Below are 26,755 nucleotides of genomic sequence, written 5' to 3' on the forward strand. Positions count from 1 at the left end.
TGCGATCCGGACGGGACTCGAACCCGCGACCTCCGCCGTGACAGGGCGGCATTCTAACCAGCTGAACTACCGGATCATTTTCTGTTGTTGTAAAGAACGTTGTTTCTTTTTTGTGATTGCAAAACTACAACTTTTTTTATTACCTGCAAACTATTTGCAAATAAAAAGCCCTCCAAAACCGGAAGGCCTTCATTATCAAAGTTATTTTTTACAAGTGCGCGCTTAATTTTTCAGCGATAATCTCCTTTGGAGTTACACCTACTAATTTATCAACCACTTCACCGTTCTTAAAAATCAGAACTGTAGGGATATTTCTGATGCCATACTGCATTGAAATTTCCTGATTGTTGTCTACATCAACTTTTCCTACCACTGCTTTTCCTTCAAAATCTGCTGCTACTTCTTCGATGATTGGTCCCAAAGTTCTGCATGGTCCACACCATACTGCCCAAAAGTCTACCAATACCGGTTTATCTGATTTTAAAACCGTTTCCTGAAATGAGCTGTCCGTAATTTCTAAAGCCATTTTGTTTCTTTTATTTAAATTAATATTTATTTTCTTATTTATCCTTAATTGGATAATCAAAATTACGATTTTTACGCAATAAGACTATCTATGCTCAACATTTGTTTTTTCTATAGCAAAATCTTTTGAAATTTCCTTCAAAGCTTCTGCCAGAGCATCGATCTCTGCTTTCGTCGTCATATGGCTGAATGAAATACGTAATGGTGTACAATGATCCATTTCATCTTCAGAAAGCACCATCATCATTACCATCGAAGGTTTGGATGCTCCGGAAGAGCACGCACTGCCCTGAGAGATCGCAATTCCCTTCATATCCAGCTGAAGACCGATCAGTGGATTTTTATACGGAAGTAAGGCACTTAAAACACTGTCAACACTGTGATCCATTTCCCCGCTTCGTCCATTAAATTTAATATTGGGAACCTCTGCAGATAATTTCTCAATAGCGTATTCTTTTATGTCTCTGATATGGGCAGCATAAGCCTCCATATTGTTGGTGCAAAGCTCCAAAGCCTTACCTAAACCAACGATACCGGCAACATTTTCTGTTCCGGCTCTCAGGCTTCTTTCCTGAGGACCACCCGTAATAATTCCTCTCAAACCGGTAGCTTTTCTAATAAAAGCAAAGCCTATTCCTTTCGGACCGTGGAATTTATGGGCACTGCAGGAAGCAAAATCTACGAGGATATCTGAAAAATCAAATTCCATGTGGGCCATGGTCTTCACCGTATCGGAATGGTAAAGAGCATTATTCGCTTTGCATAATTCTGCAATTTTTTTAATATCAACGATATTTCCAATTTCATTATTGGCATGCATCAGACTTACCAATGTCTTTTTATCAGAGGCTTTTAGTAATTCTTCCAGTTTATTAAGATCAATATCTCCTTTTTCATTAGGTCGAATATAGGCTACTTCTACCCCTTTTCTGTTTTTCATATCCAGAATGCTCTCAGAAACACATTTGTGCTCTAGCGGAGAACTGATGATTCTTTCTACACCAAGATGCTCCACACTGGACTTGATGATCATATTGTTCGATTCTGTTCCGCACGAAGTAAAGATAATTTCTGCAGGACTTACATGAAGATAGTCTGCAATCTGTCTTCTTACATTTTCAATAAGGATTTTGGCTTCCTGACCGAAACTGTGGGTAGAAGAAGGATTTCCGAAATTCATCTTCATGGTGTTAACCATTGCATCTATGACTTCTTCTGCCAAAGGGGTCGTCGCAGCGTTATCTAAATATATTTTGTTCATTTTTAATTGGAATATTTTAATTCTACTGAGGTAAATTGATAATCTGAAGGAACAGCAAAAATAAACCAGGGATTTGAAAGTACCTGAATTTCCATTCCGCCTGATGGTGTAGCGGGAACTTCCACGTACAGGATATTATTTTTTACGGATGTGTTTTTGATGCTGGTAATTCTGTGGCTGCCCGACCTGAAAAGACCCATATGATACAAAATCACTTTTTTGTTTCTTGGAAATTTCGGATAGTTGACGGACGGCTCTTTTTTCAAATCGATAAGACCGAAACTTCCTTTGATGGCGTTTCGGAATTCCTGTTCATTCTTGATAATAGTAAATCCGGCTTCATCAGTACCACCTTGCGGCTCAGAAACTAGCAGATCTGCATTTTCCTGCATACCTGATGGCTTTTGAGACGGCGTAGCTGTACAGCTCAGTAAGATTGCGGTACATACAATAAGCAGTCTTTTCATTGTTACATTTTTACCATCCAAAATTAGTGAAAAAATTGGTAATGACCTTCATTTGCCCATTTAAGCATCTGGCGATCTCCGGAAGTATCCCCGAAAGCGATTATTTTATCGTACTTAGAGTCGTGAATTTCAGCTTTTATTCTGACCAATTTCTCTTTTCCGTTGCAGTTTTTACCTATGAAATTGCCAGTAAAAACTCCGTTCTTAAACTCTGCACGTGTGGATACCAGCTGCATTTTCAGTTCTTCCGCAAAAGGTTTCACCCAAATATCCAGCGAGGCGGTCACCAATAAACTCTGTGTATTATTCCTATCGATATTTTGTATAAAGTCCAGGGCGTTTTCTCTTACGATTTTGGGATAGTGCTGCTCAAAAAACTGCTTAGACTTCATTTCAATCTTTTCCTGGGTCTGTCCTTTCAGAATAGATCCGATAAAGCTTTTCTTAACTTTTTCCGTTTCGGCAAGCTTCAGTTTCAACAAAATGAAAAGAGGAACGTGTCTTAAAAACTGTATCCGGAATTTGGTAGAATCGTAGAATTTAAGATACATAAACATAGTATCCTTATACGTCAGGGTTCCGTCAAAATCAAAACAATACAATTTTTTCATTTTTACTAAAGCTTTAATTTTTTGAATATAAATTCAGGTATATTCCTGATAATCATCATAATAATACTCCAAACCGGCAAAACATATGCCACATTCTTCTGCTTTTTGAATGCTTTATAAATGCATGCAGCCGCCTGTTTGGGAGTGGCAGTTAATTTAGGATTTAAAGGCAGCCCTTCTGTCATTTTCGTTGCCATAAAGCCTGGTTTTACAGTAAGAACATGCACTTTTTTCTCAAAAAGATAGTTTCTAAGGCCGCTAAGATAAGCTGTAAAAGCCGCTTTTGCGCTACCATAGATAAAATTACTCTGCCTTCCGCGATCTCCTGCTACCGATGAAAGTCCGATAATGGTTCCCGATCTTCTGCTTTCAAACTTCTGGGCAAAATAGTTCATCACCGGAATCAGTTTTGAATAATTGATATTAATAATTCTTTCCGTATTCCTGTTGTCATAAAGACCTTCCTCAGTCCCATCTCCTAAATACCCTACGGCACAAAATAATACATTTGAACTGACATGATCAAATGTAGTGTAATCAATTTCTTTCATCAGATCAATTTCAATTACCTCAGACTGCTGCAGAAATTTGACATCAATATGTCTCGCAAATCTTTCCGTTGTCTCCTTGTTTGAAGTGAAAAGGTATATTTTTCCAAACTTTTCTCCTTCCTGAAGAGCCTTTTCCACAAAAGCCTGCGCCACTTCAGACGTACTTCCCAGAACTATCATTATGAATTGTTGTTTATGATTCTTTTGTGCTGTAAAGACACAAATTTTGAACTTTGAATATTTTTAAGGTAATTCGTGAGTGAAGACCTGCTCATGCTGTCCTTCGTCAGATAAATTCTACCTCCAAACTGCTGCACGGTATTATCTAATTTCTCTACCAGCTTTTTCAGTTTTGAATTCACCTTAAAGTCGAGAGCCAGCGTATAGCCTTCGAAAGGAAATGAATTATAAGCCTCCGGATTGTTTTTTCCGAAGAGTTTTAAAACCGCTAAAAATGATCCGTTTCCGCTTGCTGCGATGGTTTCAAGGATTTGTTTCATTCCTTCTTTTCCTGCTTCTTTCGGAATCACCATCTGGTACTGGATAAACCCTGATTTTCCGTAGATCTTGTTCCAGTCTGTGATGGCATCCAGCGGATAGAAAAAGGTTTCGTAGTCGATAAAAGACTTCACTTCTTTCTTAGTCTGCTTTTTGTAATACAGCAGATTGAATATTTTTACCGTCAGTGCATTCAGTACAAAGCCCGGAAAATAAAAAGGAACAGTAGGCTGAAATTTTTTCTTCAGTCTTAAGGGCTGTTGGGTCAGTTTTTGGGGAAGCTCATGCTGAAACGCGTGTTCTCCTCTCATCAGAATACTTCTTCCCAGGTTTTTCCCTTTTTGAAGGCAGTCTATCCACGCTACGGTGTACGTCCAATTTTCACTTTCTTCAAAGAGTCTGAAAATTTCATCCAGATTCTCTGCTTTAATGCTTTCCTGGCGGATGTAGGCAGATTCTATATTTTTAAGCTTAAATTTTACGGTAAGAATAATTCCGGTAAGTCCCATTCCACCAATAGTAGCCCAGAATTTATCCGAATTTTCTTCTCTGGAACATGTGATGATATCTCCTCTTTCGGTCATCAGCTTAAACTCGATCACATATTCTGAAAAGCAACCTTCTGCGTGATGGTTTTTCCCGTGAACATCTGAAGCAATAGCACCTCCCACGGAAATAAATTTAGTTCCCGGCGTTACGTACAGAAAATATCCCTGTGGAACTGCAATTTCAAGTACATCTGAAAGCAACACCCCGGATTCACATTCTATAACCCCATTGAGACGGTCAAAACTGATGAATTTATTTAATTTTTTGGTAGAAAATATGGTTTCTCCCAGGGAAGCGTCGCCGTAGCATCTTCCGTTTCCTCTGGCAATAATTTCGTTATGATTAAGTACAAACTCCTTGATTCTTTTGAAGCTGTCCTCAGATCTCATTTCTTTTTCTACTACCGGGAAATTGCCCCAGTTAGTAACTTTCTGTGTGAAATTCGGCTTCATTTTTTAAAATAAATCTGGATTAAAAATGCGGCTACCCAAAGCACTAAAGTCACCTGGATATACCGGTCTCTGTAGACTATTTTTGTAGGAGATTCTGTTCTGTTGTATACTAAAGTCTGCTGCAGATATCTTAAAAAAGCAAAGACTACAAATATGACGGTATAAAAAACCCGCTGATGAAATCTTCCCTGAACTTCAGGTGAAAGGGTAAACATCAGATAGCAGACGATGGCTAATGTTACTGAAATAGACAGTGCAATATCTGCAAACTGTACATTGTATCCGTCCAAAGCTTTTCTTGTCTTTCCTGAAACCTGCGCATTGATCAGCTCTCCTCTTCTTTTTCCGATGGCTAAAACGAGAGCCAGTACAAAAGTCAACAGGATTGCCCATTGTGAGATTCCTATTCCCGTGATGTAGCCACCCGCTAAAACTCTCAGTACAAATCCTGTGGCAATGATAAAAATATCAATGATCGGAACGTGCTTCAGTTTAAAGGTATACGCCAGATTGATCACAATATAAAGTCCTATGATGGTGGCAAATTTCCATAAAGGTTCGTGAAAATAAAGCTGAGCAAGGAACACCACTGCTATATCAGCAATAGCGAGTCCTGTAAGAATCCCTAAAGCCTTTGGTTTTGAAATGGCTCCGCTTGCGAGAGGTCTTCTTCTTTTTTCGGGATGTTTACTGTCTGCTTCTATATCGTTATAATCGTTAAGGATATAGACAACACTGGCTGCGAGGGAAAAGATAATAAACGCAAAAACACTTTTGCTTAGTAAGTCTATATTTGTAATATTTCCTGAAAAGAACAGAGGAACGAAAACAAACAGGTTTTTCACCCACTGCTCCACCCGGAGGAGTTTAAGATATTTCTTCATTTATGTTAATTCAGTTACAAAAATAGCAAATTCAAAATTCATAGCATAAAAATACAAAAAAAACCGCCGGGGCGGTCTTTTACGAAAATATTTATACATTAAATTAATTACTGCCCTTGCTTGGCTTCATTAATCATTTTTTCATTAGCTGTAATAGCAAATTCCACTCTTCTGTTTTTAGCTCTTCCTTCGTCTGTATCATTGCTTGCTACAGGCATAGATTCACCTTCACCTTTCGTCATCATTCTTGAAGAAGCGATTCCTTTTCCAGATAAATAAGCTTTTACTGCATCTGCTCTTCTCTGAGAAAGAGATAAGTTGTAAGCATCTGCCCCTTTGCTGTCTGTATGACCGTAGATATTGATATTCGTATCCGGGTTATCAGAAAGAACCTGAGCTAATTTATTAAGGTTGGTCTGTGCAACAGAAGTTAAGTTTGAAGAGTCAAAAGCAAAGTTCACGATGCTTTCGTTCATTGTAATTTTAATACCGTCTCCTACTCTTTCAACTTCAGCACCTGGTAACGTTTCTTTAATCTGCTTAGCTTGTTTATCCATTTTGTTACCGATCACGTTACCTGCAACACCACCGATAATACCTCCCAATACTGCTCCTAAAGCTGAGTTTTTACCACTTCCTACATTATTCCCCAAAATACCTCCAATTACAGCTCCGGATGCAACACCTACTGCTGTACCTCTTTGCTGGTGGTTAGAATTCTGAACAGCTTCACAACTGGTTAATAATAATGCTGATGATAAGAAAAGAGCTCCTATATATGTTTTAGTAAATTTCATTTTTTTGATCTTTTATGTTGATAAATTATTTCATTCCTGTTCTCTGAAAGTTGTAGACAACCTGTACTGTGTTTCCATCAAATGGAACGCTTTGTACAAGTGAAAACTGATCTGTAGACTGGTTGGTAATCGTTAAAGAATATCCTGCAAGATTTTGCTTAGCTTTAGTTCCCTCAGCGATTTTTTTGAACATGAAAGTATTGCCGTCTTTTACTTCAAATTTGATAGGCTGAGTAATGCTTGGGCAAGCTCCACCTCCGTTTAAAGTATAGGCACCGGTGTAATTATTGGGAATTAATCTCCAATGACTTCCCACAAAACACTGAGCATCTGCACCTTCGTCAAAAGGCTTGATTTTGAATCCTTTCTCATAATCAACGCTAACAATCTGCCAGTCGCCTTTTAATTTAAGGTATTCAACTCTTTGGTTTTGTGATGTTTCTGCTTTTTTCACTGAGGAACAAGACACTGCAAAAAGTGATGTTCCAATCATCCCTGCAAGTAGTAACTTTTTCATTTTGTTGTTTATTATTTTGTTATTTATAAAGTTACAAAAAACCGTGCCAAATTGAAAAATAAAAATAAAAAAAGTCCGAAAATTTCGGACTTTAAATGGTTTCTCCTTATATACAGGGAGATATATTATTTTTTAACAGCCTTTTTTACGGATTTCGCAGGCTTCTTGGTAGCTGAAGTTTTTCCGTTGTAGAAATTCGTGTACGCATACTCTGCTGCTTTTTGAAGATCTATAACCCCTCCTGCCTGAGAATACTCCGGAAATTTGTTCTCCGAGCTCAGATTGCTGCTCTTCACAAGTGCTTCAATGATCTGGTCAGGTTTAAGGTTTGGCATATAAGCCAATAATACGGCCGCTGCTCCTGCTACTACAGGCGATGCCATAGAAGTTCCCTGAAGATATTTATATTCGTTTTTAGGTACTGTAGAATAGATTTCTTCTCCCGGTGCGAAAACGTTAACCATTTTCTTGTTGTAATTGGAGAAATCGGCTCTCAATTCGTTATTTCTGTTCGTGCTGGCTCCTACAACCAATACGTTCGTTACAAAAGGTTTTGCATCTGTAACATTTTTAAAGTTCGTAGGGAATGCAAGGTGCTCAGCTACGTCTTCATTTTCGTTACCAGCTGCTTTCACTAAAAGAACTCCTTTATCTTCAGCATACTTGAAAGCATCCCATACTACATTTTTCCCTGGAGATACCGGCTTTCCAAAACTCATGTTTAATACTTTAGCTCCGTTGTCTACTGCATATCTGATCGCGTTGGCTACGTCTTTATCTCTTTCATCTCCGTTTGGAACAGTTCTTACGGACATGATTTTAGCTACTTTAGAAGCTACTCCATACTGTATTTCTTTGCCCTGCGGAAGACCAGCAATGATACCTGCAACGTGTGTTCCATGTTCTGCATCAGGTCCTTCATAGTCATTGTTTCCGTAGCTTTTTTCAGAATAATCGTCGTAGTTGTCGCCTACAATTTCTTTTCTCGGATCGTAGCTCAGATCATATTGCTTAGACTGTGGTGCATAATGATCGATTGCTTCTTTCATCTGCTCTTTCATCAGTTTCTCAAAATCTGCAGAAGATTTTCCTTTGAATTCAGGACTTTGAGAAACCTGGCCCAGAACATTCATTGCAATAGCATCTTTCTGATCCGTTGGAGGTTTAATTCCTTGTAAGGTTTCAGCAGTTACGGACTTCCCTCCCAATAGTTTTACCATATTAGGGATGAGGCTGTTGATCATTGTATAGGTCTGAAGATTCTGTTTTGCTTCGATGCTTTTTTTGTTGAAAAGCTCTTTGGATTTCATATAGATCGCAAATTCTTCCGGCATTTTCGCCTGGTTTGCTTTGTTTTTTGCAGAATCATCACCTTCGAAAACAGATTTATACTTAGCAACGACTCTTGTCACCTCCATATTGTCGATATCAATATCACCGTTTTTCCCACCGATAAAGTTCCAACCGTGTACATCATCGATGTATCCGTTTCCATCATCATCTTTTCCATTTCCCGGAACTTCGTTAGGATTTGACCATACATTTTTCACAAGACCTAGGTGATCTACCTGAACACCGCTGTCTAAAACTCCTACTACAACAGTTTTAGGCTTAAGACCTTTGGATTCTAAATATTTATATGCGTTTGCCGTATTTACACCGTATACTTTTGATGCTGTAAAATCTTTATGATACCAAGTCATAAGATCTTTATCTTCTTTTGGATCAACGCTTTTAGCCTGAGCTTCCTGCGCATAAGAAAAACTAAAACCTGTCAGAAAAACAGCTGCTAATAATACCTTTTTCATATGTTGATATTTACTTTTAAATCGTATGCAATCGCCATTTTGATTGGATTATTTCCCGATAACGGCGATTTCATGTTAATAAGATTGTTTAATATTTTTTATATAAGTCAGAGATTCAGGGCCTTTGTTACAAATAAGGTCTAAAACCGACAAATCTTCCAAAAATCCTAATTTGTCTGAGAAAGTCTGGTAATATTCCTCCATCTGAAATTCAGAAGGATGTTTAGCCGAAAATTTTTCTCTGAAATTAATGCTTTCAGGATTTTTGATATATTCTTCATTCAAAGACTGTGCCTTTTCTGTTTTAAGGATCTGTAGTATAACTTCCAATCCTTTCAGGTTGAAATCCAGAAGGAATTTCTCATTCAGATCATATATTTTCCTTAATTTGTCTTCATAATATTCAAAATAAGGCGAGCTCTGGTACGCCGTTTTGACAGATTTCCAGTGCAGATTTCTCCAGTCTTCCCTGTAGGAGATCTCAGTATCCTTAAATTCTTTTTTACCGTTATGATTGATAGGAATTATTAAAGAAAGCTTTCCATTGGCCCCATAGATATTGGTCCTGTTTCTGTAGGTCTGCTTGGGGAAATTTTCAAACTGTTCAAATACAATCTCGTTCTCAGGATTTAAAAACACTGAAAACCATGAAACCGGGGGCATATAAAATACCGGCAATAATACATTTGTCATATTCATCATATTAAAAAATGAAGTATTTTTTCAAATACTTCATTTTATCTTTAAGTTTTAAATTAAATTATACTTCGTCTTCGTTTTTCTTCTTTCCGAAGAATTTCATGAAATATTCCCATCCAAAGAATAGTAAAAGGATAATTGCAGCCACCCACCAGTATGAAGTTTTGTTGGCTTCTCCTGTATTGGTTGCCTTAAACATTCTGTCCCAACGTACTTTGAACGGAGCCTGATAAGTCGAATTGCTGTCCGCGAAAGCTCCCTGAAGACTCATCCACGTAAACATCGGTTTTCCTACAATGTTTTCTTCCGGAACGAAACCAAAGAATCTTGCATCCAATGAAGCATCTCTGTTATCTCCTACCATCATATAGTAATCCTGCTGAATGGTGTAACGGTTTGTTTCTTGTCCATTGATAAGGATTTTTCCGTTCTTTTTTTCAAGCTTGTTGTGCTCGTAGTTAGAAATAATCCACTGGTACAACGGAAGCGTTTCATTATTAACTGCCACAATATCTCCTTTTTTAGGAATTCTTAGCGGTCCGTACCAATCCTGGTTCCAAGGCTGGTTGATCGGGAAGATGGATTGCGTAGTATCTATTTTTGTTTTGGCTTCGTCTCTGTAGTATACCGCAGCTTCACCTTTTGGCGTAATATCCTCTTTCATGTCAATTACCTGAGGAAGCTGTTTGATTTCTTTAGCCGTTTTGTCTGTCAGTCCCTGGAAAGCATAAATATATCCTTTCTCTCCCTGGATTTCCTGAACCGGTAAGAATCCATAAGTGTTATATAATGCAGGAATATCCAGTTGGCTTCCTGTATTCACAATGTATCTGTGCTGTACTTCCTGGTCACCTAACACCATTTCAGGTTTTCCGTTGACTAAAAGTCTTCCGGCTCTCATTTCAAAGGTATCTCCGGCCGTAGCCACACATCTTTTAACGTAAGGATCTTTTCTGTCGATCGCTGTGTGTACAGAATCTCTAGGATAGTTGAATACGACTACATCATTTTTCTGCGGCTTTCCGAACTGGAAAATTCTTGTATAGGGTAGTTTTATTCCGTCAACATATGATTTTGGATCATCTTTCGGATTCCCTTTCTGACCTGTATCCATAATGGTTCCCTGAAGGAATGGTATGGCTACAGGGCGCATCGGCATTCTGTACCCGTAGCTCCACTTGTTCACAAAAAGAAAGTCACCTACAAGAAGTGTTCTCTCCATGGACCCTGTAGGAATCCCGAACGGCTGTGTAACAAAAACGTGGATAATAGTTGCAAAAACTACGGCGAAAGTAATGGATCCCAGGAAGGTATCTTTCTTTTTACCACTGTCTTCGTCTGAAGAAAATGAAGGAACTTTTGTACTTGATTGTGTTACAAATAAGTCAAAAATTTGAGCAGTAGAATTAAGTATACGGGAATGTTTCTCTTTAAGTTCTTTTTCTGCTTCCGTCAAATATTCCTCGTCCTCTATTTCTGTATCTTTAGAATAGTTTACGACTGCCATATAAACGAAAGGTAAAATAACAGTTAGCAATTTATGCTGAATAAGATTTTTTCCGAACTTATCCATTAAATACAAATGAAAAACCGTCATCATAATAGGTCCTACAATTGGTAAATACGATAAAAGCGCCCACCATTTCGGGTGTTTTGTCTCTTTTAAAATAACTAAATAATTGCAGAAAGGTATAAAAGCCAATAACGGGCTATATCCCATTTTTTTGAACAGCTTCCATGTTGAAATTCCCATTAATACTGATAAGATGAGAACATATACTGTATAAGTTAAAAAATAATTCATAGTTTTTTGTGCCTATTCTGATAATATAAATGATCAACGATGATTAATAAATGATCCCTTTCTTCCGTTACTGACGATTTGTGGGTTATCATTTCCTGTTATTAGTTTACGATTTAGCGTAATTGTTACAAATTAAAGCCCCAAAACATCTTTCATGGTGAAGTTTCCTTTTTTGTCTTTAATCCATTCTGCAGCAACTACGGCTCCGAGTGCAAACCCGTTTCTGTTGAAGGCAGTATGTTTTATTTCAATTTCGTCTACTTCACTTTTGTAATAAACGCTGTGGGTTCCCGGAACCTCATCTTCACGGATGGCAAAGATTCCTAATTCTTTACCCTGGGTTTCTTCCAGTTTCCAGGCGTTAAATTTAGGATTATTTTTGATGATTCCTTCAGCAATAGAAATTGCCGTTCCGCTGGGCGCATCTTTTTTGTGGACATGGTGAATTTCTTCCAGCTGACAGGAATATTCATCCACATTTTTCATGATATCGGCTACCTTTTCGTTCAGGGCAAAAAATAAATTCACTCCTAAACTGAAATTGGAGCCGTATAAGAACGCGCTGTCATTGTCTACAGCCATTTTTTCAACCTCTTCCTTTTTCTCCAGCCAGCCTGTGGTACCACAGATCACCGGAATTTTATGTTCAAGACATGCTTTGATATTATCATAAGCCACTTCAGGTAATGAAAATTCAATCGCTACGTCCGGATTATTAAGATTTTCAGCTGTTGGAGTTTCTTTCAGGCGGGCTACGATTTCGTGACCTCGCTTTTGTGCGATCTCATCAATGATCTTCCCCATTTTACCATATCCAACTAATGCTATTCTCATGTGATATCTTATTTATAATTATTGTTAAAAACCTTACGGCTTATATCAACTTTATTAAAATTCTGTTTTAAAATCTATAACTTAAACTTAAGCCTGTTTTCGGAGTAGAAAATCCATACTGATCCTGAATCACAGCAGGCGTAAAACTAAGATCCGGGTCATGACGGCTCTCGTAAAGGTGAGCATCTACCACAGCATCTACAATGTTCAGAATGTAAATAAGACCTGTGATGGCAATCGCATAATCACGCTGTCTTTTATATCTGTCCTGGGCATTTCCAAAAGCCTTTTTATCCAGCCAAGGATGACTGTCTACAAATTCGTTAGGTGTTCCGTTAAGTTTTGCCACGTAATATTCTCTATATTTTTTGTATTGGTTATTGCTCCATAGCGTATATCCAATACCAGCCCCCACAGCACCCCAAACAATTGGAATTTTGATGTATCTTTTATTATAATACTGCCCAAGCCCCGGAAATACTGCAGAATACAGTCCGGCTCTTGTCGGGTTAAGTTTAATGGTTTTCTTTGTGGGCCCGTTTGCATTTTCAAGATCTTCTACGATCTTTGCTTCTGTTTTTACAGGTTTTGCCGGCTTTGCAGACTTAGTTACGACAGCAACACTATCCTTCGGAAGAGGTCCTATACGAACAGTATCGCCGGGAACTACCTGCGAATAAGCGAAAGCAAAAGTGCACAAAAAAAATGTGAAAAGTATTTTCTTCATTATTTAATATGGGATAAAATATACTCCAGTTCTTCTTCATTTTTGAAGTCCAGGACTATTTTACCTTTTTTACCGTTTCCGGAGGTTTTGATCTCTACTTTTACGTCTAAAATATCAGCGATCGTTTTCTGGGCTCTCTTAAAATTGTTGGAAAGCTCAGCATTTATTTTTTTCGCTGCCGGTGATTTAGGATTTTTCAATGCAGTTGCAGCCTGCTCAGCCTGACGTACATTGAGTTTTTCTTTGATGATCAGATCAAATAAAATCTGCTGATGCTCTTCACTTTCAAGACTGATGATGGCTCTTCCGTGTCCCGCAGAGATCTCACCGCTTCTGATCGCATTCTGAATATCAGGATTCAATCTTAATAACCTGATCGAGTTGGTAATGGTACTTCTGTCCTTCCCTACTCTCTGGCTTAGGTTTTCCTGGGTAAGACCGATCTCATCCAAAAGTCTCTGATACGTTAAAGCAATTTCGATCGCATCAAGATCTTCTCTCTGAATATTTTCAACAAGAGCCATTTCCAGAAGCTCCTGATCATTTACTAAACGGATATAGGCAGGAATCGTCGGAAGTCCGGCAATTTTACTCGCACGGTACCTTCTTTCCCCGGATATAATTTCGAATTTCTCGCCGTCTTTTCTTAAGGTAACCGGCTGGATTACGCCTAAGTTTTTGATCGACAGAGCAAGTTCGTTTAATGCTTTTTCATCAAAATAAGTTCTCGGCTGGGTCGGATTCGGATAAATATCTTCCAGGGCTACCTCTACGATATTTCCTACAAATTTATCTGCTCCTTCATCCGTAGCGGAGTTGATACTCGCTTTGGATTCAGCACTTAGAATAGCGCCCAAACCACGTCCCATAGCTCTTTTCTTGTCCTTCATAGATATAATTGATAAATGATAATTAATAAGTGATGATGCCCATTCACTTAGGATCCATTTATTATTAAATTAATTTTTTACTAAATTCTCGTTCTTCAGCAAAACTTCTTCTGCAAGCTGAATGTACTGGATAGCACCTTTACTTTCGGCATCGTAGTTTAAGATACTTTCACCAAAACTAGGTGCCTCGCTTAATCTTACATTTCTGCTGATGATGGTTTCAAAAACCATGTCCGGGAAATGTGAATTCACTTCTTCCACTACCTGATTGGATAATCTCAATCGGCTGTCGTACATGGTAAGAAGAAGTCCTTCAATCCCAAGATCTTTGTTGTGGATCTTCTGTACATTTTTCACAGTGTTCAAAAGCTTTCCTAATCCTTCCAATGCGAAATATTCACACTGGATCGGAATGATCACAGAGTCTGCTGCCGTAAGCGCATTTACTGTAATAAGTCCTAAACTCGGTGCACAGTCAATGATGATATAGTCATAGTCATCTCTCACTTCAGCCAATGCTTTTTTCAGCATATACTCACGGTTTTCTTTGTCCACGAGCTCAATTTCCGCTGCTACCAGGTCAATATGCGAAGGGATAATATCCAGATTGGGAGTAGCAGTTCTTTTGATACAGGTTCTTGTATCTGCGCTGTGCTCCAGAAGATTATATGTAGAGTACTGAACATCTTCCACACCAAGGCCCGAGGTTGCATTAGCCTGCGGGTCGGCATCAATGAGCAATATTCTTTTTTCCAATACCCCTAACGCTGCCGCCAAGTTTACAGCTGTGGTAGTTTTTCCAACTCCTCCTTTTTGATTAGCGATACCTATGATTTTTGCCATTATTAGAACTTTAGGTTTCAAAAATACACTTTTTTCTTTGCTCTCGATGAGTGACGAAATTCAAAATTGAGTTAAAATATTGTTAATAAGCAATTTAGCAATAAAAAAAATTATCCACAAAAAAAATTCTTTGTGGATAACTATCAAGATTTGTTTTTCATCAACTATTCAAAGTTCATCGAAATCGGAAATTTGAAATAACTTCTTACGGTTTCGCCTTGCTTATTTTTAGCAGGTTTCCATAATCCCTTAATATTTTTAATGGTTCTGACAGCTTCATTATTAAAGTCAGTATCCTTACCATTTGCTTTTATTCCGGAAATAGTTCCGTCTTTTTCTACGATAAAGGTAATTACTGTTTTCATGGTATCTCCATTACCTTCAAAACCTGACCCGTCAAAATTGTTCATTACTTTATTTCTGAATGAATCAATACCTCCTGCAAATACAGCTTCGGAACCAACTTCGTCTGTAGTTGCAATACGATTTCCATCCACTTTTGGAGCTGGTGGAGTCGGCGGAATATAAGGCACTGCCGGTCCCGTTCCTGCTTGTGGAAGCACTGGATGGTAGCTTGTTGTTGCAATCGCTCCTTCTGAAGAGTTTACAGGTCCTGCAATGGCTCCTTCTACCTTTTTTACAACCTGTTCATTGGTAACATGTGATGTAGGTTCCGGCACTGTTTCAACATAGGTTTTAACTTTCTCTGGCTGTACCGCTGGTAATTTTACTTCCACTGGTACATCAGGCTGATCAACATCTTTAACATCAAATGGTCCAAAATCACAAGCTATAATACTATCTGTAATTTTAGGCCCCTGCAGTGCCGAAACCACAAATGGTGTTATTGAAATAGCAGCCAGTAAGCTTACGCCCACAAAAAGTGCTTTGGTTAATATTCTATCAGATTCATTTCTTAATGCATAGGCACCGTATTCTTTGTTCCGGTGCTCAAAAAGAACTTCGTTGAAACGAAATTCCTGGTTTTGGTTTAGGTGTTTCATCACTATTAAATATTTAAACTGTTAAAATCAGTGATTATTAGTTTTAATGGCTTTTTGCAAAAAGTTTAAAATCTCAATCAACAATCCTGCCAAAAAATTACACAAATGTTAAATATTTAACGAATTATATGAAATATTTAATAAAAAGCTATTTAACGGTATCAAAAAGGGGGAATATCCTTGAAAAACAATGTCATTCACTATGTAGGTTTACCAAAGATTTAAAACAAGTTTTAACAAAAAAAACAAACTAACATGAAAGCTTTAAAAATTACAATCTGCCTGGTATTTTTATTCTGTATGAATATTCAGGCGCAAACCTACCAGAACACTACAGCTACATCAGCTATAGACGGAATCAACAGACTTGGCGATTGCGGTGCCAGCGTACAGCCGGGCGTTCATATGTCAACCATAAACATTCCTATTACCGGTATTATCGGGGATCCTACAAAGATTACTTTCAATCTTTCCCTTAATGCAACCTGGCTTGGGGATGTGGCTGCTGATATCATAAGTCCTTCGGGAGACGCGATTACATTGATACGCAGAATAGGAACTACCGCCAACAACAGCAGTTGTGGAGATTCATCTAATTTTCTTCCTGCGAATGTATTAAGCTTTAATTCTGCTAATGTAAATCCTATAGATGCAGCCAGTCTAACAGATTCACAAAACATTCCTGCAGGAAACTACATCCCAACTATCGGGACTGCAAAATACCCTACCCATAATATTATCAGCATGTCTACCTTTCTTACCGGAAAGCAGATCAATGGAGACTGGACATTAGTTATATACGATTATGGCGCAGGTGATACGAGTAATATTTCTTCATGGCAAATTATCCTGAATTCCGGAGCCTTTTTGAAAACAACTGAATCAGGAATTTTCACCAGTGAAATCATCGTGAAAGAAAATCCGGTAAAAGACAGATTGCTTTTAAAATTGAATGATAATGATTTTACCAGCTTGGTTTTAGAATTATATGACACCTCCGGAAAACTCATGAGAAAAGAAAGTGTTCCGAGACAAGCTAAGGATTTTGAAATGAATGCTTCAGATTGGTATCCCGGAATGTATTTACTGATTCCAATAAAAGATGGTGACAGAAAACAAGCAATCAAACTTCTCAAGAAATAATATCATCTATTCAACCTTAAAAAATCGCTCAATATCAGAGCGATTTTTCACCCTCTACTTCCAGAACAAGCCTATTAAAGCAACTTTTTAACACATCTAATCCATCAATAATAACACTATTTAATTACAACAAATTCAACATAAATTAAAAAACAGTAAAAACCACATCAAAAAACAGGAAAAACACTGTTGAATTTATTTCGAAACTAAAATACATTTGTACCATAGAAAATAAGGGGATGCTGAAAACCAAAAAGAGTAAGCAAAGAAAAATTTAAAAACTTATAATTATGCCAACTTTAACTCAAGAAGCAAAAACAAATTCATTAATGAGCATGCTTTTAAAGCAAGTTTATGACACAGTAACCAACGGAGGAAATCCTGAACATTTAGGAACTGATGATTTTATCGCATTTGACCCGGTAGGGATTACACTTTCTGAAGATACTTTCGATTATGCCCTGAACGGACTTTTCGGAGATGCACCTTCACCAAAACCAATGCTGGACGGAACAGGGAAACCCATTCTTGATGCCAACGGAAATCCGAAAGTTGATTTGGAAGCTTACCAAACTGCTTTATCCAACAGCAAATTCAAAAAATATCTTCAGATGGAGCAGTTCGCAGCAATGACCGATGCGATTCCTTCTCAGCTTCCACCACTTACGGAAGACGGAAAAGGAAGAGCGATCACCATTATGAACGATTCTCAGAAGAGAGTTTCGAAAGTATATGAGGATCTTCTGCAGTGGTCTGTAGTGGTAGACACCGATTTTGACAAAAAAACAGAGAAAAAACTGGATTCTCTGAGAGACAAATTATTCAAAATAAAAAAAGTAAAAAACCCTGATTTTGATGAGAATGCTCCGGTAGATGACTTTAATAAGCCGGAACTGATCCACACTTTTGTAGCGCCTACTTACGCTAAATACGTAGAATATCAGATGAAGTATTATGATATCGTAGATGCCAATAACGAGATCAGAACAGCAGCCGACAATGGAGATCCTGATGCGATGGCTAAAGTTTCCATCGACGGGAAAAACATGAAAAAACGCGAAGAAGCCTCCTTAAAAGCATGGCAGTCTTTAGGATACAAGGAAGCTGTAGAAAGAATTCAAAATTATCTGAGCGAAATTGAAGAGAAACACATGCTTGTGATTAAGAAAAGAATCCAGGCAGAATTCAGAAACAGCCAGAGAACGAGAATTTTAGACTACACGAATTATTCTCCATGTATTCCTGTGGCAGCTAATGCCTTAAGAGAATCAAAAGGATGGCCTGAAATCTCTATCTCGCAAGGGAAAGCCAATTACGACTATTCTAAAACCATCCATAACTGGGGAGTTGCAGGAGGTTTCAGTCTGGGACTATTTTCCATCGGGGCCAAAGCCGGAGGAAAAAATGAGAAAACACAGATCAAGTCTGATTACACAAGCATGGACATCTCTTTCAAAATCGGAAAGGTAAGAGTGGAAAGAGGCTGGTTCAATCAACAGTTTATCGAATCTAAATACTGGAAACTTCACGAGCAGTCTCCACAAACATTAAACGGCGACATGATCAGTGACGGAAAAGGTAAAGGATTAATGCCATCTATCATCACGGAACTGATTATTGCAAAAGATGTATCATTCAACTTTAAGGACAGCAGTTCTGCATATACGGAAGCTAAAAATTCAGTTTCAGGAGGTGGGGCCGTGGGAATAGGACCTTTCGTAATCGGAGGAAACTATAGCTACGACAACCAAAATGTAAAATCCAGCTACGAATGGGAAGGCAAAAAACTGACTTCTACAGGAATTTACATTATCGGTTATAAATGCCACATCGTACCAAAATCTCCAAACCCGAATCCGGAGATTAAAAAATGGGCAGACGGAAAATAATAAGTAGAAAGGAAGTCTGAAGCTGGAAGAAGGAAGTTATTGAGTACCCATATTCAATCACGGTATAGTCCTTTGAGAACTATCAAAAGATGAATGTACAATACTAACTTCCAGCCTCCCTTCTTCCCTCTTCCAGTCTTATAACCTAATATATCCTTCTCAATAAGAATAGCCGGCAGAAGTTTTTTCTGCCGGTTATTCACCTAAACTAAAAACTATAACCATGAAATATTTTGTAGCCGTTTACCAGAAGCTTAAAAACATTTATATGTCGCAAAGTTCGATGGAGAATGACCTGCCGATGATCTGTCCTTCGCTCAGAATTTATGACAATGAAGAACTGGAGCTTCTGAAACCTCAGAGCCTGCTGAACGATGAGCAGAAAAAAGCGCTTTCGATTATAAAAAAACAGAATGTAGCGTATGAGCTGAACTCAGTACCTATTTCGCCCAACTTCTGGGATCTGAATCCGAACAATTCTTTATTCGATATTTACAGGGATATTCTGGACAAAAACAATCTGAAAAATCTGGAGGAAAATCTGGATAAAGTTCTGGACAGCAAAAGCACCATTTTATTTGATGCTAAAAACAGTGACACCAAGGAATTTAAAGCTTATAAAAAATACAGAACGTTATTTGAAGATGCCGTCAATAAGATAACCGATCATCTTCTATTGTTTGACGGACTGGATACTGACGAAGAAAAAAGCAACTGGAACGACAGACTTGTCACCCTGAACAACATAAAAGAACTTTCTTTTTCTGAATGGAAGGTAAAAGGCAGTAAGGACTCAATTGAAAAGGAACTGACAAGGATCAACAAATCATCCGATGCTGATCTTTATCTGGCTATGGCACAAAATGCGAAACATACTTTTGAGGCTGCTGAGAAAACAGATGTGATCAGTAATGCTTCAATTCATGACATCAATTTCATTCCCTACGATTTCATGGAAAATGAATCCGGATGGAACAGCATGCGTATTGAAAAATCTGAATTGGAGGGACTTCATTCTGAGGCGAAAAACAGCAATGAAAATATTCCTTCAGAAATTTTATCGATAGATTATGACGAAAGTATGATTCAGGCTGTGGAAGTGGACTATTCTTTTGTGCATTTAAAAAGAAACTGGTTCAATAAGAATTTCATGCTTTCCAATTATTTTGAATGGAAAGAACCTAAAAAAATCTCAGACGGACAGACGATCTCCAATGATTTTAAACTTCCCGCGTTTCCCAAGACAATGATTCTGATTAAAAATCTGAAAGTGATTTTAGATCCCTCAATAATCAATGCTAGTGTAAGCAATGCAGAACAACTGGTTTATTTCGGACCGATGATCATGAAGCAGCAGGTTTTTATCAATAAAAATAATAATCAAAAATTCCTGAAAGCCATCACGAATGTAAAAACCATCAAATCTGACCAACTAAGTTATATGGCCAGAAAGACAGCCATTGCGGGAACCCAAAAAGCAACAGTTATTAACAGCATCAATGCCAAAACAGCTATGGAACCTGAACCGGCCGATACCATGAAAACAACTGTCAATGCATCTTTCGCAGGCAAGACCAATATGGGAAACATCATCAATAATATTAAAAACTTACAACAACTCAATCCGGTTCCTCATGGAGCCAGTCCGGTACAACCTACTCCCCAGCCAGCCAACCCCATTAAAGTGCCCTGGGGTTCCTGGGGACCTAAGTTTCCCACGATACCGGTACCGACACCAACGCCCATACCTACACCGATTCCCATTCCTGTTCCGCTACCACCTGCAGGCGCTATTGTACAGTTCAGGATTTTAGATAAGATCAATAATGATCCGATTTATAAATGCGGTATTTCCATTAAAGGAACCAATAACAACCGGATTTTTGAGATTGAAAGCAATGAAACCGGCATGATCAGCCAACTGATTCCTCTCGGGGAATACAGTATCGAACTGAGAATCGATGATTATGCAATTTTAAATCAGAATTTCAGCATCAGCAGCGCCATGCCTCTCAATTTGGAATACAAACTCCAAAGAGAAGAAGTAAAATTTAAATCCTATTTCCTGATCGGGATGATCTGTGAGAGGATGCCGAAGATACCGGTTGATTAGATGCCAGACTTCAGATATCAGATATTAGACTAAGGTTGAGGCTAAGGTTAAAGCTGGAGGCTTCAAATTTTGAGACCTAGTATAAAAAATTCACAATTCACAATTCACAATTCACAATTCACAATTCATAAAACTATTATCATGAAACTTTTAAAATATTATACAAAAGCACCGGAAGTACTCACACTATGCGAGATCCTTTATCAACTGGGATACAGCATTAAGATTTCAGATTCATTCACTTTGGAAGTAGATGAAGCGGTGAAAGATTTTCAAAACAAAAATGGCTTGGTTGTAGACGGAATCGTTGGCGTAAAAACCTGGGCCGTTCTTCTTGAAAAAGACACAAGACCAGTCAGCCAGACTGATAAATTCCTGAAAGAAACCGACCTTGTCAATTTTGCAGGGGAATACAACCTCGAACTGGCCGCTGTAAAAGCCGTGAATGAAATTGAAAGCAGCGGAAAAGGTTTTTTAATCAACAATAAACCAAAAATACTGTTTGAAGGCCATGTGTTCTGGAGCGAACTTAAGAAAAGAGGTATTGATCCCAATTCTTATTACAATTCAGCCAGTCAGAATGTTCTTTATCCAAAATGGACCAGAGCCTATTATCAGGGAGGCGTGAAAGAATATGACCGACTCAATGAAGCCATAAACCTCAACAACAGTCCTAATTTTGAAGAGGCCGCCTTATCTTCTGCTTCATGGGGAAGTTTCCAGATTATGGGCTATCATGCTAAAAACTTAGGCTATACTGATGTTCATCATTTTGTTTCTCAAATGGAAATCAATGAAGGTGAGCATTTGAAAGCTTTTGGAAAATTTCTGGAGAAAAATAACTGTCTGATTCATCTCAGAAATAAAAACTGGGCAGGTTTTGCTAAACTTTATAACGGAGCCGGTTACAAGCAAAATAAATATGATGAAAAACTAGCCAAGGCTTATGCAAAATATTCTCAAAACTAAATAAGGAGTTTTATTTTTAAAGTTCCCGCGGTTTACATGGATTTCCGGAGTGGCATATTGCTGTAGGATTTTTTTGAACTGCGGGATTTTTTTTATGATATTTTTTCACGCAGATTAAACGGATTACACAGATTTTCATTTTATATTTTCAAAACATTAAGATAGATGAAGAGAATAAGATAAGTTAAGAAAAAAATCAAAGAATTTTTTAAGTTATACGCCTTAAAGCGAAGCTCAAACTTCATATTCTTACAAGCTTATGATTCTTAATTGTTAAAAAAAATTCTTTCTTACAGATTTTAATCATCAAAATAAAATCTTTGATTTTCTTAAGCTTATGTGAACTTCTTATGCTTAAAGCATCCAACTTTAAAATAACTTAAGTGTTAAAAGCTTTTGTGACTTTTGTCGTTATTTTTTGACCACAGATTGCACGGATTTTCACAGATGTTTATGGAGAGTATTCAGAATAAAAATCTTGATTTTTTCCAAAACTTATGTGAACTTCTTTTCACAAATCATTTCAACTTCAAACAACTTAAGTGCTAAAAGCTTTTGTGACTTTTGTGGTTAATATTTTTTAACCACAGATTGCACGGATTTTCACAGATGTTTACACATTTTATTGGTCATCGCAAAGACGCAAGTTTTTTTTAATTCGAATGCTTTAAGGCGCAAGGATTTTATCTGCGATAAAATTGAATACCGCTGTCATTGCGAGGAGCATAGCGACGAAGCAATCTCATCATCACCCTTGCTGAAAATCTTTGATTTTCTTGCGCCTTAAAAAGCGTTTAAATAAAACCTTGTGCCTTTGCGTTTATCCAATTTTATTTACATAAATACTTATTATCCAATATAAAAATTTTATGATTTTATTATTCGTAAAGCATTTAAACTTAAAAAAATTGTGATTTTTGTGGTTATGAAAAGATCATTGTTTATGGTGAAAAATTTAAACAAGTGCACTTTTCACCATTAATCTACGCCAATCTAGGTGAAGTTCTATTTCAGAATATCTTTCTGAAAATCGTCTTTATGGCAAAACGTCAATCTTCTAAAATTCATTTTTTTATAAAATACAACTAAAAAGTTATAAATTGATAATCAATTGGTTATATTTATTATTTTTTAACATCAGTTTAACATTTTTCCTTATCTTTGCTTTTCGTCAAACAACTAAGGATGTCTTTATACCAAACAATTGCAGAAAAACTACAATATATAAGTCCGGGTTTTTACAAAAAAAGATATTTTAAGAATTTAAACAATCTTACAAAAAGTAATTTTTCGGCGCGGAATGTAGAACCGGAACTGGTATGGATCAAGGAATACCTTCCAAAAAATGCTGTGATACTGGACATCGGGGCAAATGTGGGAACTTTTCTTTATCAATTGGAGGATAAACTCAATCATGAACATATTTATGGTTTTGAACCGAATAAGAAGCTTTACCGCCGTCTGAAAAGACTTTTTCCAAGGATGAGGATATTCCCCTTAGCACTTTCTGACGAAAACACGACCGCTGAATTTAAAGTTCCGATCATTAATGGCAGGCAGATTGCTTCCCGTGGGACTTTAAACACCTCTTACAAAGAAAAAGGCGAAGAGAAAAGCTACACGGAAAAGGTAAAAGTAATCAAGCTGGATGAATGGGCCGCCATAGAACATTTTGACAGACTGGATTTCATCAAAATAGATGTGGAAGGCAATGAAATGAAAACCTTATCCGGTGCTAAAGAAATCATTAAACGCTTCCTTCCTACCCTGATGGTAGAAATGGAACAGAGACACCACGAAACTCCTATCTGGAACGATATTTCGGAAGTAAAAAGCTGGGGCTATGAAGTACAATATCTTAACCGTGACAGTTTTAGGCTGGAGCTTCTGACGGAAGAGATTTTACTGGACAACACGAACGACGAAAAAAACAAGACCAGCTATATCAACAACATTATTTTCACGCCAAAAAACCATTAAAAAAACAGTATGAGTGTAGTAGCGAGACAGGGCTTCAAATATTCCATCATAGGTTATATTGGTTTTCTGCTGGGTACCGGTTCCATTTTTATTTTCATGAATAATCTTGAGTTCTACGGAACACTAAGATACATCATGCCAACCGCTGAAATACTCGTGCCTTTTGTTGTTTTCGGGATTTCTTATGCCAACGTAAAATTTTTCAATAAAGTAGATAAAGACGGAAAAAAGCAAAATATGCTTTCGCTCTCATTAGCTGCAGTTTCTATCAATTTCATTTTATTTTTATGCGTTTTTTTCCTGCTCCCCTATATTTTTCCGGGGTTTAAGAACACAAAAGCCTGGAAAATCAAAGAGATTATCCTTCCTCTTACCCTACTGCTTTCATTTTGTGCTATTTTCAATAAATATATTTCAAATTATAAAAGAATTGTTGTTTCAAATATTTTCGACAATCTCTTTCCGAAAATTGCCAACCTGGGAGCTTTCCTGATCTTCATCTATCTGGTTTCCCAATATACAGAAGCCTCATCAGTACCCGAGAAAACAGCATTAATGTTTTTCTTCGGAATGTTTTTCCTAATGTTTATCGGCTATGTCTTTTACACCAATAAGCTGGAAAAGATTAAGTTTGATTTCAGTACAGATTATTTTAAAAAAGATAACTTTTATAAAGAATTTGCAGCCTACAGTTTTTTCGGATTCTTGGGAACTTTTGGTAATTATCTTGCGATCAACAATTTCATGATTGGAGAGTTTATGGGAATGGAGGAAGTTGGAATTTATTCCGTTCTATATGCTTTGATTTCGTTAATTTCGATTCCTCAGCTGGGACTTTTTAATATTTCAGCCCCGATTATCAGTAAAACACTGGCTGATGGTGATATGGAGGAACTTGACAGGTTTCACAAAAAGACGTCTTTATCTTTATATTTTTTAGGTGCCGTCCTGTTTTCATGCATCATGGTTGGTTTTCCTTATCTGACGGAATTTATGCCTAAAAATGGAACCTTGCTTAGAGAATATGAGCCCGTGGTATGGATCTGGGGTTCTGCTGTTTTAATTGATTTAGCAACAGGCTTTAACGGAAATATCATTTCGCTTTCCAAATACTACAGATTCAATATTCTTGTCATGATACTTCTGGCAGGACTTACGATAGGACTAAACTATTATTTCATTAAAAATACAGATCTGAAACTGATCGGAATCGCTTTATCTACCGCTATTTCTCTCACGACTTATAATGTCATCAAGATCGCTTTCAATTACTTTGTGTTCAAAGTTTCTCCACTGACGATTGAAATGATTTTTGTCTCCATTATCTGTACTTTAGCGATTACAGTGGCGATTGTTTTGCCTACTTTTAATAATAATTTCATCAACCTGATGTACAAACCGGCTGTTGTTTTGATATTGATCTACATCGGAAATTATTTCACAAAAGTATTCCCACTCGAGAATTATCTGAATGCAAAATTCATTAAAAGTATTTTTAAATTTAAATAAGGACGGGATGCGTGTTTCGAGGTTGGAGAGTTTCGGGATACGGGGTTTAAGGGTTGGAGAGTCTTAGGGTTTTAGGGTGTAAAGGTAGTTGCTGGTTTGCTAGTTAACAGTCGCTGGTTGGTGATAATTAAGACCTATATTGTAATAGTCTGATGTCTGGCATCTGAAATCTTATTTCTTGTCTATTAAATCTACCATTCACGATTCACTTGCAAAGCAAAATTCACAATTGACGTTTTCCAATCTCAGCCTTAGCCTAAAGTCTCATGTCTCATGTCTCGTGTCTGACATCTAGCATCTGACATCTACTTAAATCAAACCCAAAATAACATCTTCAAGCTTTTTGAGCACAGACTTTTTATTATACTCTTTCTGGAAATCAAAACGACCGTTTTCAAGCGCTTTAAACTGCCCTACAATATTTTCCGTCTCAGGAATAATAAACTCCAGTTTCGAAGGATAATCCTTAGGAAAAACAGCTATTTTGCCATATTTGATGGCATCTCCCAGGTTTCCGGTCATTTTTGTAACGCCATAAATTTCTTCTCTGCTGAAAAATTCTGTTTTCTGCTGAATGGGGCACCATAAAACATCTGCTTTTTGCATTCCCTTTTCGAAATCATGATTGGAAACCCTGTCTGAAAAATACTGAATAGAGACATTTTCAGGAAGTTTTTTTGCTAATTTTTCCAGCTTCTTCAACTCATTACCTTCCGCCTTTCCAAGAAATATAAATTCACATTTCTCCCCGGTTTTTAAATTCTGAATGGTCTTAAAAACATAATCATAATCTCTCCTTTTCTGAGAAACACCTCCGGGAATGATAATCGTAAGCATCTCATTTTCCTGTTTTTCGAAGTTTTCATTGTAAAAAAGAGGCAGGAAATTATAAATATCAGATGAAAGTTCCTGATCCAATACCAGTAAACTTTTGGCATTCCTGTACGCTTTTGCTGTATAAAATAAACCTTCTTTCCACCATAGCTTAAGTCTGTAAATTACTTCTCCTTTGAAAATACTTTTCATCAAGGCCCCTTTGGAAGCCGTCGAAAAATTGATATTATGAACAATGACCGCTGTATTATATTTTTGAACCAATGCATGAAAAGTGTTGAAATACCGGTGAACGGTTCCAATAATGATCAGATCATATTTTTTTAACTTCAGCTGCTCCATAATCATGGAACTATCAGATAAAAACACTGTTTCGTCATTTTCCTCCACCAGATCCTTTATCTTTTTTGAAAAATAATAATCTACCTTAAAATCAGAAGAATCCTTCATGATATTCATGAAAGCCTGTGCAATTTCTGCGTGGGTGTCTATTTCTATGTAGGCGATTTTTTTCAATGAGGGATTAGGGATTAGGGATTAGGGATTAGGGATTAGGGATTAGGGATTAGGGATTAGGGATTAGGGATTAGGGATTAG

Annotated in this window: 24 protein-coding genes and 1 tRNA gene; 6 read left to right on the forward strand and 19 right to left on the reverse strand. The window is 37.4% G+C overall.

Features of this window, described 5'->3' with window-relative positions; translation table 11 throughout:
- Positions 1 to 2: 2 nt before the first annotated feature.
- The 18 genes from N0B48_RS03900 to N0B48_RS03985 form a co-directional block, all read right to left on the reverse strand.
- Positions 3 to 76 (reverse strand) — tRNA-Asp (locus tag N0B48_RS03900).
- Positions 77 to 208: 132 nt separating this feature from the next.
- Entirely contained in the window at positions 209 to 526 is a 318-nt protein-coding gene (gene trxA, locus N0B48_RS03905) for a thioredoxin (protein WP_047445614.1), read from the reverse strand.
- 84 nt (positions 527 to 610) lie between these two features.
- On the reverse strand, positions 611 to 1,786 hold the full coding sequence (locus N0B48_RS03910; RefSeq protein ID WP_259836903.1) for a cysteine desulfurase family protein: 1,176 nt from the start codon (positions 1,784 to 1,786) through the stop codon (positions 611 to 613).
- 2 nt (positions 1,787 to 1,788) lie between these two features.
- Positions 1,789 to 2,253, reverse strand: a complete 465-nt coding sequence (locus N0B48_RS03915) for a hypothetical protein (RefSeq protein ID WP_259836904.1) — start codon at positions 2,251 to 2,253, stop codon at positions 1,789 to 1,791.
- Between the two features lie 23 nt (positions 2,254 to 2,276).
- Positions 2,277 to 2,864, reverse strand: coding sequence for an HAD family hydrolase (locus N0B48_RS03920; RefSeq protein ID WP_259836905.1), 588 nt, complete (start codon positions 2,862 to 2,864; stop codon positions 2,277 to 2,279).
- Positions 2,865 to 2,869: 5 nt separating this feature from the next.
- The gene (locus N0B48_RS03925) at positions 2,870 to 3,595 is read right to left on the reverse strand and encodes an SDR family NAD(P)-dependent oxidoreductase (RefSeq protein WP_259836906.1); all 726 of its coding nucleotides are present in this window, start codon (positions 3,593 to 3,595) and stop codon (positions 2,870 to 2,872) included.
- The gene (locus N0B48_RS03930; RefSeq protein ID WP_259836907.1) at positions 3,595 to 4,914 is read right to left on the reverse strand and encodes an FAD-binding oxidoreductase; all 1,320 of its coding nucleotides are present in this window, start codon (positions 4,912 to 4,914) and stop codon (positions 3,595 to 3,597) included. The genes N0B48_RS03925 and N0B48_RS03930 overlap by 1 nt, the downstream gene beginning before the upstream one ends.
- Positions 4,911 to 5,798 (reverse strand): decaprenyl-phosphate phosphoribosyltransferase, encoded by an 888-nt coding sequence (locus N0B48_RS03935; RefSeq protein WP_259836908.1) that lies wholly within the window; start codon positions 5,796 to 5,798, stop codon positions 4,911 to 4,913. The genes N0B48_RS03930 and N0B48_RS03935 overlap by 4 nt, the downstream gene beginning before the upstream one ends.
- A 107-nt stretch (positions 5,799 to 5,905) precedes the next feature.
- Positions 5,906 to 6,595 carry a YiaD family glycine zipper/OmpA-like lipoprotein gene (locus tag N0B48_RS03940; RefSeq protein ID WP_259836909.1) on the reverse strand — a complete coding sequence of 230 codons (690 nt, stop codon included), beginning with the start codon at positions 6,593 to 6,595 and terminating at the stop codon, positions 5,906 to 5,908.
- A gap of 25 nt (positions 6,596 to 6,620) precedes the next feature.
- The gene (locus N0B48_RS03945) at positions 6,621 to 7,112 is read right to left on the reverse strand and encodes a lipocalin family protein (protein ID WP_090024080.1); all 492 of its coding nucleotides are present in this window, start codon (positions 7,110 to 7,112) and stop codon (positions 6,621 to 6,623) included.
- Positions 7,113 to 7,237: 125 nt separating this feature from the next.
- Positions 7,238 to 8,920, reverse strand: a complete 1,683-nt coding sequence (locus tag N0B48_RS03950; RefSeq protein WP_259836910.1) for a S8 family serine peptidase — start codon at positions 8,918 to 8,920, stop codon at positions 7,238 to 7,240.
- 75 nt (positions 8,921 to 8,995) lie between these two features.
- A complete protein-coding gene (locus N0B48_RS03955; RefSeq protein ID WP_259837551.1) occupies positions 8,996 to 9,619 on the reverse strand; it encodes a WbqC family protein in 624 nt (207 codons plus the stop codon).
- Positions 9,620 to 9,680: 61 nt separating this feature from the next.
- Positions 9,681 to 11,423, reverse strand: coding sequence for a signal peptidase I (gene lepB / locus N0B48_RS03960; RefSeq protein ID WP_259836911.1), 1,743 nt, complete (start codon positions 11,421 to 11,423; stop codon positions 9,681 to 9,683).
- A gap of 132 nt (positions 11,424 to 11,555) precedes the next feature.
- The gene (gene dapB, locus N0B48_RS03965; protein ID WP_090024077.1) at positions 11,556 to 12,257 is read right to left on the reverse strand and encodes a 4-hydroxy-tetrahydrodipicolinate reductase; all 702 of its coding nucleotides are present in this window, start codon (positions 12,255 to 12,257) and stop codon (positions 11,556 to 11,558) included.
- A gap of 67 nt (positions 12,258 to 12,324) precedes the next feature.
- The gene (locus N0B48_RS03970; RefSeq protein WP_259836912.1) at positions 12,325 to 12,984 is read right to left on the reverse strand and encodes a DUF5683 domain-containing protein; all 660 of its coding nucleotides are present in this window, start codon (positions 12,982 to 12,984) and stop codon (positions 12,325 to 12,327) included.
- A complete protein-coding gene (locus N0B48_RS03975; RefSeq protein WP_259836913.1) occupies positions 12,984 to 13,874 on the reverse strand; it encodes a ParB/RepB/Spo0J family partition protein in 891 nt (296 codons plus the stop codon). Before N0B48_RS03975 ends, N0B48_RS03970 begins: the two co-directional genes overlap by 1 nt.
- Positions 13,875 to 13,943: 69 nt before the next feature.
- A complete protein-coding gene (locus N0B48_RS03980) occupies positions 13,944 to 14,717 on the reverse strand; it encodes a ParA family protein (protein ID WP_259836914.1) in 774 nt (257 codons plus the stop codon).
- Positions 14,718 to 14,881: 164 nt separating this feature from the next.
- On the reverse strand, positions 14,882 to 15,721 hold the full coding sequence (locus tag N0B48_RS03985) for an energy transducer TonB (protein WP_259836915.1): 840 nt from the start codon (positions 15,719 to 15,721) through the stop codon (positions 14,882 to 14,884).
- A 255-nt stretch (positions 15,722 to 15,976) separates the two neighbouring features.
- Here N0B48_RS03985 and N0B48_RS03990 point away from each other — a divergent pair, with 255 nt between their 5' ends.
- The 6 genes from N0B48_RS03990 to N0B48_RS04015 all read left to right on the forward strand — a co-directional run bounded on the left by N0B48_RS03990 (position 15,977) and on the right by N0B48_RS04015 (position 25,324).
- Entirely contained in the window at positions 15,977 to 16,864 is an 888-nt protein-coding gene (locus tag N0B48_RS03990) for a proprotein convertase P-domain-containing protein (RefSeq protein WP_259836916.1), read from the forward strand.
- 335 nt (positions 16,865 to 17,199) lie between these two features.
- Positions 17,200 to 18,753, forward strand: a complete 1,554-nt coding sequence (locus tag N0B48_RS03995; RefSeq protein WP_259836917.1) for a hypothetical protein — start codon at positions 17,200 to 17,202, stop codon at positions 18,751 to 18,753.
- 223 nt (positions 18,754 to 18,976) lie between these two features.
- Positions 18,977 to 20,866: a hypothetical protein gene (locus N0B48_RS04000; RefSeq protein WP_259836918.1), complete on the forward strand. Its 1,890-nt coding sequence runs from the start codon at positions 18,977 to 18,979 to the stop codon at positions 20,864 to 20,866.
- A gap of 141 nt (positions 20,867 to 21,007) precedes the next feature.
- On the forward strand, positions 21,008 to 21,835 hold the full coding sequence (locus tag N0B48_RS04005) for an N-acetylmuramidase domain-containing protein (protein ID WP_259836919.1): 828 nt from the start codon (positions 21,008 to 21,010) through the stop codon (positions 21,833 to 21,835).
- Between the two features lie 1,185 nt (positions 21,836 to 23,020).
- Complete coding sequence (locus tag N0B48_RS04010; protein ID WP_259836920.1) at positions 23,021 to 23,815, forward strand: FkbM family methyltransferase; 795 nt, start codon at positions 23,021 to 23,023, stop codon at positions 23,813 to 23,815.
- Between the two features lie 9 nt (positions 23,816 to 23,824).
- The gene (locus N0B48_RS04015) at positions 23,825 to 25,324 is read left to right on the forward strand and encodes a lipopolysaccharide biosynthesis protein (RefSeq protein ID WP_259836922.1); all 1,500 of its coding nucleotides are present in this window, start codon (positions 23,825 to 23,827) and stop codon (positions 25,322 to 25,324) included.
- Positions 25,325 to 25,633: 309 nt separating this feature from the next.
- Here N0B48_RS04015 and N0B48_RS04020 read toward each other — a convergent pair whose 3' ends face one another.
- The gene (locus N0B48_RS04020) at positions 25,634 to 26,674 is read right to left on the reverse strand and encodes a hypothetical protein (RefSeq protein ID WP_259836923.1); all 1,041 of its coding nucleotides are present in this window, start codon (positions 26,672 to 26,674) and stop codon (positions 25,634 to 25,636) included.
- Between the last annotated feature and the right edge of the window lie 81 nt (positions 26,675 to 26,755).

The organism is Chryseobacterium herbae, from assembly GCF_025154075.1.
Taxonomy (GTDB): domain Bacteria; phylum Bacteroidota; class Bacteroidia; order Flavobacteriales; family Weeksellaceae; genus Chryseobacterium; species Chryseobacterium herbae.

Bases quoted from the DNA above. Each gene is read 5' to 3' on its own strand.
- trxA (WP_047445614.1), bottom strand. From the start codon at position 526: ATGGCTTTAGAAATTACGGACAGCTCATTTCAGGAAACGGTTTTAAAA.
- N0B48_RS03910 (WP_259836903.1), bottom strand. From the start codon at position 1,786: ATGAACAAAATATATTTAGATAACGCTGCGACGACCCCTTTGGCAGAA.
- N0B48_RS03915 (WP_259836904.1), bottom strand. From the start codon at position 2,253: ATGAAAAGACTGCTTATTGTATGTACCGCAATCTTACTGAGCTGTACA.
- N0B48_RS03920 (WP_259836905.1), bottom strand. From the start codon at position 2,864: ATGAAAAAATTGTATTGTTTTGATTTTGACGGAACCCTGACGTATAAG.
- N0B48_RS03925 (WP_259836906.1), bottom strand. From the start codon at position 3,595: ATGATAGTTCTGGGAAGTACGTCTGAAGTGGCGCAGGCTTTTGTGGAA.
- N0B48_RS03930 (WP_259836907.1), bottom strand. From the start codon at position 4,914: ATGAAGCCGAATTTCACACAGAAAGTTACTAACTGGGGCAATTTCCCG.
- N0B48_RS03935 (WP_259836908.1), bottom strand. From the start codon at position 5,798: ATGAAGAAATATCTTAAACTCCTCCGGGTGGAGCAGTGGGTGAAAAAC.
- N0B48_RS03940 (WP_259836909.1), bottom strand. From the start codon at position 6,595: ATGAAATTTACTAAAACATATATAGGAGCTCTTTTCTTATCATCAGCA.
- N0B48_RS03945 (WP_090024080.1), bottom strand. From the start codon at position 7,112: ATGAAAAAGTTACTACTTGCAGGGATGATTGGAACATCACTTTTTGCA.
- N0B48_RS03950 (WP_259836910.1), bottom strand. From the start codon at position 8,920: ATGAAAAAGGTATTATTAGCAGCTGTTTTTCTGACAGGTTTTAGTTTT.
- N0B48_RS03955 (WP_259837551.1), bottom strand. From the start codon at position 9,619: ATGAATATGACAAATGTATTATTGCCGGTATTTTATATGCCCCCGGTT.
- lepB (WP_259836911.1), bottom strand. From the start codon at position 11,423: ATGAATTATTTTTTAACTTATACAGTATATGTTCTCATCTTATCAGTA.
- dapB (WP_090024077.1), bottom strand. From the start codon at position 12,257: ATGAGAATAGCATTAGTTGGATATGGTAAAATGGGGAAGATCATTGAT.
- N0B48_RS03970 (WP_259836912.1), bottom strand. From the start codon at position 12,984: ATGAAGAAAATACTTTTCACATTTTTTTTGTGCACTTTTGCTTTCGCT.
- N0B48_RS03975 (WP_259836913.1), bottom strand. From the start codon at position 13,874: ATGAAGGACAAGAAAAGAGCTATGGGACGTGGTTTGGGCGCTATTCTA.
- N0B48_RS03980 (WP_259836914.1), bottom strand. From the start codon at position 14,717: ATGGCAAAAATCATAGGTATCGCTAATCAAAAAGGAGGAGTTGGAAAA.
- N0B48_RS03985 (WP_259836915.1), bottom strand. From the start codon at position 15,721: ATGAAACACCTAAACCAAAACCAGGAATTTCGTTTCAACGAAGTTCTT.
- N0B48_RS03990 (WP_259836916.1), top strand. From the start codon at position 15,977: ATGAAAGCTTTAAAAATTACAATCTGCCTGGTATTTTTATTCTGTATG.
- N0B48_RS03995 (WP_259836917.1), top strand. From the start codon at position 17,200: ATGCTTTTAAAGCAAGTTTATGACACAGTAACCAACGGAGGAAATCCT.
- N0B48_RS04000 (WP_259836918.1), top strand. From the start codon at position 18,977: ATGAAATATTTTGTAGCCGTTTACCAGAAGCTTAAAAACATTTATATG.
- N0B48_RS04005 (WP_259836919.1), top strand. From the start codon at position 21,008: ATGAAACTTTTAAAATATTATACAAAAGCACCGGAAGTACTCACACTA.
- N0B48_RS04010 (WP_259836920.1), top strand. From the start codon at position 23,021: ATGTCTTTATACCAAACAATTGCAGAAAAACTACAATATATAAGTCCG.
- N0B48_RS04015 (WP_259836922.1), top strand. From the start codon at position 23,825: ATGAGTGTAGTAGCGAGACAGGGCTTCAAATATTCCATCATAGGTTAT.